This is a genomic window from Vagococcus fessus, from assembly GCF_003987565.1.
Lineage (GTDB): Bacteria > Bacillota > Bacilli > Lactobacillales > Vagococcaceae > Vagococcus_D > Vagococcus_D fessus.
Map to the genome: position 1 here is coordinate 765,505 of NZ_NGJY01000001.1, position 12,534 is coordinate 778,038.

The 12,534-nt window shown below is 36.2% G+C and carries 13 protein-coding genes; all 13 read right to left on the reverse strand.

All coding sequences use genetic code 11. The features are described from left to right. Positions 1-19: 19 nt before the first annotated feature. Positions 20-1,732 (reverse strand): proline--tRNA ligase, encoded by a 1,713-nt coding sequence (locus CBF31_RS03740; protein ID WP_126831024.1) that lies wholly within the window; start codon positions 1,730-1,732, stop codon positions 20-22. Positions 1,733-1,766: 34 nt separating this feature from the next. Next, positions 1,767-3,053, reverse strand: a complete 1,287-nt coding sequence (gene rseP, locus CBF31_RS03745) for an RIP metalloprotease RseP (RefSeq protein WP_126831179.1) — start codon at positions 3,051-3,053, stop codon at positions 1,767-1,769. A gap of 208 nt (positions 3,054-3,261) precedes the next feature. Beyond that, complete coding sequence (locus CBF31_RS03750) at positions 3,262-4,068, reverse strand: phosphatidate cytidylyltransferase (RefSeq protein ID WP_126831025.1); 807 nt, start codon at positions 4,066-4,068, stop codon at positions 3,262-3,264. 41 nt (positions 4,069-4,109) lie between these two features. Next, positions 4,110-4,898, reverse strand: coding sequence for an undecaprenyl pyrophosphate synthase (locus CBF31_RS03755; RefSeq protein WP_126831026.1), 789 nt, complete (start codon positions 4,896-4,898; stop codon positions 4,110-4,112). A 164-nt stretch (positions 4,899-5,062) separates the two neighbouring features. Then, positions 5,063-5,620 carry a ribosome recycling factor gene (frr, locus tag CBF31_RS03760; protein WP_126831027.1) on the reverse strand — a complete coding sequence of 186 codons (558 nt, stop codon included), beginning with the start codon at positions 5,618-5,620 and terminating at the stop codon, positions 5,063-5,065. 1 nt (position 5,621) lies between these two features. After that, on the reverse strand, positions 5,622-6,344 hold the full coding sequence (gene pyrH, locus CBF31_RS03765) for a UMP kinase (RefSeq protein ID WP_126831028.1): 723 nt from the start codon (positions 6,342-6,344) through the stop codon (positions 5,622-5,624). A 149-nt stretch (positions 6,345-6,493) separates the two neighbouring features. Continuing rightward, positions 6,494-7,369, reverse strand: a complete 876-nt coding sequence (tsf, locus tag CBF31_RS03770) for a translation elongation factor Ts (protein WP_415674403.1) — start codon at positions 7,367-7,369, stop codon at positions 6,494-6,496. A gap of 144 nt (positions 7,370-7,513) precedes the next feature. Beyond that, complete coding sequence (rpsB, locus tag CBF31_RS03775) at positions 7,514-8,293, reverse strand: 30S ribosomal protein S2 (protein ID WP_126831030.1); 780 nt, start codon at positions 8,291-8,293, stop codon at positions 7,514-7,516. 195 nt (positions 8,294-8,488) lie between these two features. Then, positions 8,489-9,502 (reverse strand): tRNA (adenosine(37)-N6)-threonylcarbamoyltransferase complex transferase subunit TsaD, encoded by a 1,014-nt coding sequence (gene tsaD / locus CBF31_RS03780; RefSeq protein ID WP_126831031.1) that lies wholly within the window; start codon positions 9,500-9,502, stop codon positions 8,489-8,491. 19 nt (positions 9,503-9,521) lie between these two features. After that, positions 9,522-9,974: a ribosomal protein S18-alanine N-acetyltransferase gene (gene rimI, locus CBF31_RS03785; RefSeq protein WP_126831032.1), complete on the reverse strand. Its 453-nt coding sequence runs from the start codon at positions 9,972-9,974 to the stop codon at positions 9,522-9,524. Next, positions 9,949-10,524: a ribosomal protein S18-alanine N-acetyltransferase gene (gene rimI / locus CBF31_RS03790; RefSeq protein WP_170167866.1), complete on the reverse strand. Its 576-nt coding sequence runs from the start codon at positions 10,522-10,524 to the stop codon at positions 9,949-9,951. The genes rimI (CBF31_RS03785) and rimI (CBF31_RS03790) overlap by 26 nt, the downstream gene beginning before the upstream one ends. Further along, complete coding sequence (gene tsaB, locus CBF31_RS03795) at positions 10,496-11,236, reverse strand: tRNA (adenosine(37)-N6)-threonylcarbamoyltransferase complex dimerization subunit type 1 TsaB (protein ID WP_126831034.1); 741 nt, start codon at positions 11,234-11,236, stop codon at positions 10,496-10,498. The genes rimI (CBF31_RS03790) and tsaB overlap by 29 nt, the downstream gene beginning before the upstream one ends. Positions 11,237-11,269: 33 nt before the next feature. Then, positions 11,270-12,472, reverse strand: a complete 1,203-nt coding sequence (locus tag CBF31_RS03800) for a hypothetical protein (protein ID WP_126831035.1) — start codon at positions 12,470-12,472, stop codon at positions 11,270-11,272. Positions 12,473-12,534: the final 62 nt, after the last annotated feature.

A 12,534-nucleotide genomic window follows, 5' to 3' on the forward strand; every position in this document is an offset into this window, starting at 1 on the left:
TTCTTCGTTTATCGAAAGATTAGTCTTCTGAAGGATTTAATAAAATACTTAATGTACTTGCAATCTCATCTTTCTTGACTTCTAATGTTTCACCTGTTTTACGGATTTTAACTTCGACAATATCTTCTGCTGCTTTTTTACCAACTGTAATACGGATTGGTAAACCGATTAAATCAGCATCTGTAAATTTAACACCAGCACGCTCTTTACGGTCGTCTACTAATACGTCATAACCTTCAGCTTCCATTAAGCCTTCAATTTCAGCTGCAAGTGTAACTTGAGCCTCATCTTTAACGTTAACTGGTACGATATGAACATCAAATGGCGCTAAGCCTTTTGGCCAGTTCATTCCATTTTCATCTGCATTTTGTTCAACCATAGCTGAAACTAAACGACTCACACCAATACCATAACAACCCATGATAACTGGAGTATCTCGTCCATTTTCATCTAACACTGTAGCACCCATTGCTTCACTGTAGCGTGTTCCTAGTTTAAAGATATGACCAATTTCAATCCCTTTTGTAAATTTAAGAGTGCCTTCGCCATCAGGAGAAATATCTCCTTCTTGAACAACACGGAAATCTTCATAAGCAATCGGTTCAAAGTCGCGGCCTTTATTAGCATTTAATAAATGGAAACCTGTTTCATTAGCCCCAACGACAGCATTTTCCATATCTTGGATATATAAATCAGCATAAATCTTAACTTCTTCTGGTGCATTAACTGGTCCAAGAGAACCGAATGCTGCATCAAAATATTTTGCTGCTTCTTCTGGTGTTGCTGGTTCTAAGAAATCAGCTTTCAGATAGTTTTTAAGTTTAACATCATTTACCTCGTGGTCACCACGAACTAATACCATAACAGGCTCTTCATCTGCCATGAATAATACTGATTTAATAATTGTTGAAGCATCGATTGATAAGAAGTTTGCAACATCTTCAATTGATTCAACATCTGGTGTTGCTACTTTTTCTAAATCTAAAACCGTAGCATGTGAATTTTTAGGAGTATAAAGACTAGTTGCCATTTCTAAGTTAGCAGCATAGTCGCCTTCTGTAGAATAACAAATTGTATCTTCTCCAACTTCAGCAATCGCCATAAATTCTTTAGAGTCACTACCACCCATAGCCCCACCGTCTCCGATGATTGCGCGGAACTCTAAACCACAACGTTCAAAAATACGGTAGTAAGCTGATTCATATAAATGATAGCCTTTATCTAAACATTCTTCTGAGCCATGGAATGAATAGCCATCTTTCATTATGAATTCGCGACCACGTAATAAACCTGAACGAGGACGTTTTTCATCACGGTATTTAGTTTGAATTTGGTATAACGATAATGGTAAACGTTTGTATGAACTGATTTCATTTTTAATTAAATCAGTAAATGTTTCTTCATGTGTTGGTCCTAATAAGAAATCACGTCCATGACGGTCTTGTAATTTCATTAGTAATGGGCCATATGTTTCATAACGACCAGATTCTCTCCATAAATCAGCAGGAACTAAAGCTGGCATTAACATTTCTGTAGCATCGATTGCTTCGAATTCTTCTTGCATGATTTTTTTAATTTTTTCTAACACACGGTAAGCAAGTGGTAAATAACTATATACTCCACTTGTAACTTGGCGGATATACCCCGCACGTAATAACATTTGATGACTTACGATTTCAGCATCATTTGGTGTCTCTCTTAATGTTGGAATTAACATTTTTGATTGTTTCATTTTATAATCTCCCTTATTTTAAGCTTCTATTTAGTTATCTAAAAAAGAAGCGCATGATATCGTTCCATGTTACTAAAATCATTAAAATCATCATGAAAGCAAAACCAACTAATGTGATCTTCCCCTCGCTTTCAGGACTCAATGGTTTTCTTCTAATCGCTTCATATAAATTAAGCAATAGCTTTCCACCGTCTAATGCCGGAATAGGTAATAAATTCATAATACCCAAGTTGACACTCAGCATACCCATGAAGTTTAAAATCATTATCATTCCTTCATTGGCAACTTGCGACGATACTTGGAAAATCATAACAGGTCCTCCAAGTTTATTTAAGCTGAATCCCATAATCAAATCTTTAAGTGCTACAAAAATGACAGTGGCACTGATAAGCGTTTGTTTAGCAGCTGATTTTAACTTCTCAATAAAAGTTAGCTTAGTAAAAGTAGTCCCTGAAGTAATACCTATCATAACTCGTTTCGTACCATCTTCAAGCTCTTTAGCCTTAGGTTTAAGAGTGACCTCTTTTTCCTTGCCGTCACGATCTAATATAACCGTTACTTCTTCATTTTTGTGTGCTGTTAATTCAGTACCAATCGCATCAAAATCAGAAATGGTTTTTCCACCAATTTCAATAATTTTATCTCCAGGTTCTATACCTGCTTTTTCAGCAATGCCACCCTTTTCAACGCCACCGATTACACTACTCATATCAGGTTGCTTAACTCCACCTTGCATAAATAATACAATCGTAAAAACAACAAACGTTAGAATAAAATTGAATAATGGTCCGGCAAAGTTTGTTAGTGCACGCTGCCACAATTTAGCTGACTGAAACTGCACGTCTGTCGGTGCTATTCTAACTTCTGTACCATCCTCTTCAATAATCGTTGCATCATGATTGACCGTGTAACGTGTTTCTTGCTCAATATCCCCATACAAATAGCCAGTTACGTATAACTCATTTTCTAAGTCGTAACGAATCACTTCCATTGGTACACTGTTGGTTAATTGAACTTTCGTACTTGTGTTAAGTCGCGTCACCACATTATCTTTATCCAATTCTACTGAAATAGGTTGTCCTGGTCTTATTTCAACCTCTTCTTCACCCAAACCAGCCATTCTAACATAACCGCCCATTGGAATCATACGCACTGTATACGTAGTCCCATCTTTACCTTGATGTGAGAATAACTTTGGACCCATACCTACAGAAAATTCGCGAACTAAAATTCCTGAACGTTTTGCAAATATAAAGTGACCTAACTCATGTATTATAACGATAACACAGAATACAAATAAGAAGGTCAGTATTGTTTTAATCACTATCTATCACACTCCCCACTTTCTTAGGATGACTTCATGTGTTTCCACATTTATTTAATTTTAAAGATACCACTTACATAATAGTGTACCTCCCATCATTTTAACATAAATTACTAGAACCGCCAAAATTCTTTTATTTAAGAGCATAAATAGTTTTTACAACTAAAAAAGGTCAACTCGCTAGAATGCAAGTTGAACCTTTTTATTAAAATAATCCTAATATATGCATAACCGGGAATACAAATAACATACTATCAAATCGATCTAAAATACCACCGTGACCTGGTAAAATTTTTCCAGAGTCTTTAACACCAAAATGACGTTTATAGGCTGATTCTACAAGGTCACCGAACTGCCCAACCATTGAGAAAATAATAGTAAAAATAATCATTGTTACTAAATTAAAACCAAAATACTCTTGTGCTGGATAAAAATTCAAGTAAATTAAAGCAAAAACAACTGCACTTAAAATGCCACCGGCAGAACCTTCTAATGTTTTATTAGGAGAAACGTTTGGCGCTAATTTATTCTTACCAAATGCTCTACCAAACATATACGCCCCAATATCCGTTGTCCAAACTACCATTAAACCAAACATTAAAATAACAAGACTTGGACCTTCACCACGTGCTAGTAAGAAATATTTAAAGCCCATGCCGACATATAATGTGACTAAAGCTGGAAATGCGGCTTGCTCAATTGAATACGTATTTTTTGAAAAAACTGTTAACGCTAAAAATCCCATAATTAAAATATAAAAAATGCTCAGTACATCTGTACCTTCTGGAATAAATCCTAAATACTTATGAATTGGAAATACTAAAGCTATTGTTGCTAAACTAGCTAGAACCCCTTCGATACTTTTGAATTCGATACCTTTCATTCTAAATAACTCATACACTCCAATAACAGCTAATACAGTTGCTGTTATTTCAATTGCCCATCCTCCAAAAATAATAACTGGAATGAATAAAATCAGAGCAATAATTGCTGTAATAACACGTTGCTTCATTTGACTGTAACTTCCTCTCTACTACTTCTTTTAATTTCTATCTATTTGGATTCGTCTAATCCACCAAAACGACGATTTCTTTTTTGATACGAAGCCAATGCTTCTTCAAAATGATCGCTATCAAAATCAGGCCAATAAGCATCTGTAAAGAATAACTCACTATACGCAATTTGCCATAACAGGAAGTTACTTATGCGCTCTTCACCACTTGTTCGGATTAATAAATCCGGGTCTTGTAAATCTGTACCCAAATCTGCCGTCATCATATAACCTGATAACATTTCTTCTGTTATTTCTCCATCGATTACACCGGATTTTACATCCTGAACAGCTTTATTTACCGCCGTTAAAATTTCAGCTCGACTTCCATAATTAAGCGCAAAATTTAAAACCATACCTGTATTTTCTTTTGTCTGTTCCTTTGCGTCTTGAATAGCTTTTTGCGTATGCTCCGGTAAATACTCGGTATACCCCATGACTTCTACTCTTACATTTTCCTCAACTAACTCTGGAACAAATGTATCAAAGAAATCCACTGGCAACTGCATTAAAAAATCCACTTCTTCAGTGGGTCTCTTCCAATTTTCAGTTGAAAAAGCATACAGTGTTAATACTTTAACTCCCAATCGGCTTGCTTGTTTCGTTATTTTTTTGACATTATTCATACCTTCTTTATGTCCTGCTACACGAGGTAAACGTCTATTTTGAGCCCATCTGCCATTACCATCCATAATTACAGCTATATGTTGTGGAATTGGTCCGTTCGTATCAAACGACCATTCTTTTGTTCCTTGTTGATATTTCTCTTTTTGTGGAAATAAACGAAACATTGTCTGCCTCCCTTTAAACATTTCTTTCTATGGTTTATTGTAGCAAAAACTACTTAAAAAGTCCTATTAATTGGAGTTATTTTTACATATAAATGACATATTAACTGTTTTTTAAGCTTTATAAAGTAAAAATAAAAAAAGAGCCGCTCACACGGCTCTTTTGATTATACGTCTAATAATTCTTTTTCTTTTTCAGATGTAATGTCATCAATAGATTTTGTACTGTTATCTGTTAAAGTTTGAACTTCTTTTTCAAATACACGTAACTCATCTTCAGAAATTTCTTTAGCTTTTTCTTTTTTCTTAAGGTCGTCAATTGCATCACGACGAATGTTACGAACAGCTACTTTAGCTGATTCAGCATATTTCCCAACTTCTTTAGCTAAGTCTTTACGACGCTCTTCAGTTAATTGAGGAATAACTAAACGAATAACATTACCATCATTAGCTGGACTAATTCCAATATCAGATGCCATAATAGCTTTTTCAATATTTTCTAAAGCTGTTTTGTCAAACGGTGTAATCATTAATACGCGAGCTTCTGGTACATTAATTGATGCAATAGCGTTTAACGGAGTTGGAGCACCATAATAATCTACTTGAATACGATCTAAAAGACTAGCGTTAGCGCGTCCTGCACGTATTTGACCTAATTCACGACGTAAGCTGTCTTCCGCTTTAGTCATTCTCTCTTTAGCTGATGCTAAAATTTCTTTTGCCATTTTATTTCCCCCTTACGGTTGTTCCGATGTTTTCACCTAAACAAACTCGTTTAATATTGCCAGGCTCATTTAAGTTGAAGACAACAAGTGGAATATCATTGTCCATACTTAGTGAACTTGCTGTTGAATCCATAACTTGTAACCCTTTTGAGATAACATCTAAATGAGTTAATTCTTCAAATTTAGTTGCTTCTGAATCCACTTTAGGATCAGCTGAGTAGACACCATCAACATTATTTTTAGCCATCAAAATAACATCAGCTTCGATTTCAGCTGCTCTTAGAGCTGCTGTTGTGTCTGTTGAGAAGTAAGGGTTACCTGTACCCGCTGCGAAGATAACAACACGGCCTTTTTCAAGGTGACGTACTGCACGACGACGAATATAAGGTTCAGCAATTTGACGCATTTCGATTGATGATTGAACACGAGTGCCAACCCCAATATTTTCTAACGTATCTTGTAAAGCTAGAGCATTCATAACTGTCGCAAGCATTCCCATATAGTCAGCTTGTGCACGTTCCATACCCATTTCTTCACCGATAGTTCCACGCCAAATGTTTCCTCCACCAACAACAATAGCGATTTCTACACCTAAATCATGAACTTCTTTAATTTCTTTCACAATTTCTTCAATAACTGGCGGTTTAATACCGAAGCCAGCCTCTCCAGCAAGAGCTTCTCCACTCACTTTTAAAATAATGCGTTTATATTTAGGTTGTTCCATCTCTATTCCCTCCATTTATGATCCTATAGTCATTTTAACACAGCTATTAAGTGCTATCAGTCTAAAAAGTCTGATTTTGCCTAAAAAAAGGGAGCGCAATTAACACGTAATTGCGTTCCCAACCCTCTCAAAAAGTTGAGACAGTTTGATTATTTCATTTGGTTAGCTACTTCTTCCGCAAAGTTTTCTTCACGTTTTTCCATACCTTCGCCTACTTCAAAACGAATGAATGATTTAACTGTAGCATCTTTAGTTGCAGCAAATTTAGCAACTGTTAAGTCTGGATCTTTAACAAATGGTTGGTCTACTAAACAGATTTCTGCTAAGAATTTTTGCATACGTCCAACAACCATTTTCTCAACAATGTTAGCTGGTTTGCCTTCATTTAAAGCTTGTTCAGTAAGAACTGTTTTTTCATGTTCTAATTCTTCTGCAGATACTTGATCTTTAGAAACATAACGAGGGTTGATAGCTGCAACGTGCATAGCGATATCTTTCGCCATAGCTTCGTCAGTAGTACCGTCGATTGTTGTAAGAACAGCAATACGTCCACCCATGTGTAAGTAAGCACCGAATGCTTGGTTATCAGTTTTTTCAACTAATTCGAAACGACGGAAGCTAATTTTTTCACCGATAACAGTAGTAGCTTCTAAACATTCTTTTTCGATAGTTCCGTTTTCAGTTGTGATAGCTAAAGCTTCTTCCATGTTTGCTGGTTTGTTTTCAGCAACTAATTTAGCGATTTTAGCAACTAAATCAACGAACATATCATTTTTAGATACGAAGTCAGTTTCTGAGTTAACTTCAACGATAGCAGCAGTATTTCCTGCAACGTGTACGTTAGCTAAACCTTCAGCAGCGATTCTGTCGCCTTTGTTAGCAGCTTTTGCTAATCCTTTTTCTCTTAAAAAGTCAACGGCTTTATCCATATCTCCATCAACTTCAACTAATGCTTTTTTAGCGTCCATCATACCAACGCCTGTAGCGTCGCGTAATTCTTTAACCATAGCAGCTGTAATTTTCATAATATTATTTCCTCCTAATTATAGATGTGTCTAGTTATATTTGTTTAAAAAAACTGCCTCAAAGGAAGTCTAGGCTACTTATTTTCGCCAACCGATCAATAGCCTTTGAGACAGTCTCAAGTTTAAAGATTATTAAAAAGCTTATTAAGCGTTGTCGCCTTCAACAACTTCAACGATTTCTTCGATTGAAGTAGTATCTTCAGCTTTATCTGCTGCGAAAGTTTCTTCAACAACTTGATCTTCACCTTGGTTTCCTTCGATGAAAGCATCAGCCATTTTTCCAGCAATTAATTTAACTGCACGAATTGCATCGTCATTTGATGGGATAACAACATCGATCTCATCTGGATCACAGTTAGTATCAACCATAGCAACGATTGGAATGTTTAATTTTTGAGCTTCTTGAACTGCAATACGCTCTTTACGAGGATCAACGATGAACATAACATCTGGAATTCTTGGCATATCAGCGATACCACCTAAGAATTTTTCAAGACGTTCGCGTTGTTTGTTTAAACCAGCAACTTCTTTTTTAGGAAGTAAGTCGAATACGCCATCTTCTTCCATTTTGTTGATTTCTTTTAAGCGAGCGATACGTTTTTGGATAGTATCCCAGTTAGTTAAAGTTCCACCTAACCAACGGTGGTTTACATAGTATTGACCAGCGCGAGTAGCTTCTTCTTTAACAGCTTCTTGAGCTTGTTTTTTAGTTCCTACGAATAAAGCAACGCCGCCATCTTCAGCGACTTTCTTCATGTAGTTGTAAGCATCATCAGCAAGACGTACAGTTTTTTGTAAGTCGATGATGTAGATACCATTTCTTTCTGTGAAGATATATTTCTTCATTTTCGGGTTCCAGCGACGAGTTTGGTGTCCAAAGTGAACGCCGGCTTCTAACAATTGTTTCATTGAGATTACTGCCATTTTTGTTTCCTCCATTTGGTTTTTAGATTTCCTCTCTTAAGTTCAACTGGTCAAGAACTTGCAAGCAAGCACCGCTTCACCGATCCCTTAAGATGTGGTTTTAGTATCGATATTTTCAATACCTATGATATTATATAACGTATTTATAAAAAAAACAAGCTAAACTTATGATTATCTAAGTCTAACTTGTTCCTTCTATAAACTTAAACCTGGATTTCCGTTTAAATCCCAACCTGCTAAGTTATTTTTTTTGTATTCTACAAGTGCTGCTGCCCCAATCATCCCTGCATTATCTCCACATAAATTAAGCGGTGGGATAATTAATTCAACATCAGGGAAGCTTTTCGCAAAAGCATCTGTCAAACCTTGGCGTAGACCTTTATTCGCTGCGACACCACCGGCAACAACTAATTGTTTAACAGGGTATTCCGTACAAGCGTCTAATGTTTTCTTTTTTAAGACCTCTACAACACTAGCTTGGAAACTTGCTGCTAAATCCAACCTATCTAATATTTCATTCTTTTGTTCTGCATTATGAACAGTATTAATAAAGGCACTCTTTAGACCACTAAAACTAAAGTCTAAATTATCTTCTTTTATCATAGCTCTCGGGAAATTAAACGTGTCGTTCCCTTGGTGGGCTAACTCATCAATTTCTTTACCTGAGGGGTAATCCAATCCTAGTACACGCCCTACTTTATCGTAAGCCTCTCCTGCTGCATCATCTCTGGTTTCACCAATAATTTTATACTCGCCATGTTCTGGCATATAAACGAGTTCAGTATGTCCTCCACTAACTAATAATGCCATCAACGGAAATTCTAATGGCTTCACATAGCTCGCTGCATAAATATGCCCCGCCATATGGTTAACTGGAATTAACGGTAAATCATTGGCCCACGCAAAAGCTTTAGCTGCGCTAATTCCAATTAAAAGCGCACCGACAAGTCCGGGACCTTCTGTTACAGCTACCGCTTCTAAATCAGCTACTGTTACTGACGCTGCCGTCATCGCTTCTTCCATACAACTTATAATTTGTTCAACATGATGGCGACTTGCAACTTCAGGTACAACCCCACCAAAACGTTTATGGCTTAATATTTGTGACGCTACAACATTGGATACTAAGTCATTTTCTAACGAAACAACAGCTACACTGGTTTCATCACAACTACTTTCAATTGCTAATATATATTTTTTTTCTTCCACAGTAGCATCCCTTTCAACTTTAATTTAACTCTAACATCATCAAAATAGCATCTTCAAGTGGGTAGTGATAATAATTTTTACGCTTTCCCGTTTGGATAAAGCCATTTTTCATATAAAGCTGTCGTGCCGGCTCATTACTTTCTCTGACCTCAAGAAAAATAGCATGACACGTTTCTTCTTTTGCATAGCCTATAAGCTCGTTAAGCATTAATTTTGCATATCCTTTTCGCTTCTTATTAGATAAGACTGCTAAATTAATAATTTCAATCTCATCAAATAAAATATGAAAAGCAAGATAGGCAGTAATCTCGCCCACTTCTTCTACTATTAAATACTCACTTGAGTCCTGCGTTAGATCCTCGAAAAATTGTTTTTCTTTCCAAGGAGAGCCTGACTGATATGAAGTTTCACTTATCAAAACTAACGCTTTGGCTAACTCATTATATTCATACGCTTTTTTTCTTTTTATCATTTTTTTTATCCTCAAAAAGATAAAGCATCTCTAGTGCATCTTCTTTATCCTTATAATAGTATTCCTTCTTTATCGCTTTTGATTCAAATCCGAATTTTCGGTAAATGCGTTTGGCATCTAAATTACTTACCCTCACTTCTAAAGATAGCGAGGTGTACCCATGTTTAATCGCCATTCTTTTTAATTCTGTAAGCAATAACAAACCTAACCCTTTACCTTGAAACTCTGGATCAACAATCAGATTAGAAATATGACCGTCACCATTTTCAAAACGTGCTGATAAAAATGCCACACACTCTTTTTCACGTTCGACAACTAAATATAGCACGGGAATTGAGCCGTTCATTTCGCTTAAGAAAGCCGTTCGTCCCCATGGTACTTCACCGTTATATACTTTTTTCTCAATCTTTATCAATTGCTTAATATCAATGTAACGAACTTCCCTTAAATAATACGCTTCTTCTTTTATCTCTACTTTTTTTTCAGGATAAGTCATTCTTTTAGGAAGCTTCCCTTTTACTTTAGCTAGTATAGGTGATTTTTTCGACATAGTTACTTCCTGTTTCTTCATTTTTCTCAAGCCATTTTTCTTCTGCTTCTACCTTTTTCAAATAAATAGGTACAAAGGCTTCTATAGAGTCTACCGGTTCCATCTCTTGGCCTAATAAAGCTAGAGAACTGGCATTGACTTCATTTACACCACCTGCAGAAACAAACTCCGCTTTAGGTAATTTTTCTTTTATCATCTCTTCAAAAATAACAGCATCTGTTCCGACAAAACGAATCGTTTCATCTGAAAATTGTGCTATTAAACTATCCAACCAATTGTCTAACGAGCTATGGCGGTCTTCTATAATCGTTTCAAGTTGACCGTTCACCCATTTATAAGCTCCTGTGTATACGTTCAATCGTCTAGCATCAAACAATGGAACGATAACCCCTTCATATCCTTTTGAATTGCTTGCCACTGCTGCCAAACTTGAGACACCAACTAAATCAATCCCCAATGTCCAAGCTAATGTTTTGGCTGTCGTTACGCCAATCCTTAGTCCTGTATAAGACCCTGGTCCTTTAGCTACAACAATTCTATCTAACTCTTTAGGTGACCATTTATTAGCTTTCATCACAAAATCAATAGCAGGCATTAATGTCACACTATGATTTTTACTCGCCATTCCTAAATAATTACCGATAACTTTACCATCTTCTACTAAAGCCACACCCAACCCTTGATTGGCTGTATCTATCGCTAATACTTTCATTTTAATTTTCCTCACTTTTGTGCTGACGCTTTATTATAATCCAACTAAATAATCAGCTGTATTTATCCCTTGTGATACTAACTCATATAGTGCTGTGACTTGTTTCAATGTTTCTTCTTTAGATGATTCTTTCGTCACATTCACACACCCAATAATTTCCCAGAAATCTAAACTTGTTTCTGACAACACGCTTGGATTGAGTAACACTAAAGTTAAAACATACCCTTTATCCGTCTTTTCAATCACTAACGGTAAGCCATACTCTCTATCGTCACTTGAAGAAACTACCACTTGTTTTAAAACTAAAGCCTCTACAAAATGTGCCGCTTGGATTAATGCTGTCTTATCTTTCCCAACTAACCTAATTGCTGGAATAGCCCACTCTAACTCTTCTAGCTCAATCGAAGTAAACAAGCTCATCTTTCTCGTTTGCTTCACTGCAGCTTTACTCAAAAGTGTTTGACCAATCGCTCCGTAAAATGACGCATGCTCAATACTTTCTGCAGCAGAACCACTAGGCGTCATACCACCCGTTTCACCTATAAAATAATGTGGGAATATATCACTAAGCGTTACTAGTTTTTCAATTCTATCCTTACCATATGTCATCTCTTGATGGTTTTCTGATGAAAAATAAGCCTGTTGCTCAAATAACGGGTTTCTTTCAAATTGATAATTCCATGTTTCTCCTAATAAATTCATACGAATGAGACGTTGCGTTTGACGATTTTCTGTTTTACTGTCCCCTTCAAAGCCTTCATTAGACATACATAATGGACAACGTTCTTTTTCCTCAGTTGCATCTGATAAACTAATAGAACTATCCCAAACAAGAAGATTCTCTTCGACAATAGGTTCTTTTACTGCTGCAACGAAATGATTAACCTCGTTAACTTCCGCGAAATAACGAGTAGCATCGTCTGGATCTTTCTCATAACGCTGAGCAAACAAGGCGTTTACCACTGACGGAGGTGGTGTTAAACTATCCGCTAATTGCGTTTCTAATTCTTTAGATTGACCAGCTTCTAATTTTTTGAATTCTGAAACAACTTTTACAAGTGCTGTTAACGCATCTTCTACAGGCTCTTCTACTGTCTGTTGAGACAACTCCTCTAGCGTTTCTTCACCAATAATTCCAACTATTTTATTTTTTAAATACAGGCGGTCGAGTACCATCCAGCCTCCTGTTTTAATTGCTAATGAAATAAACTCTTCTATTAACTCTGACATTAACATCATTCATCGTCCTTTCCAGCTCTTTCATACTTTCATAAAAGTATCAAATTCTCTTTCATTTT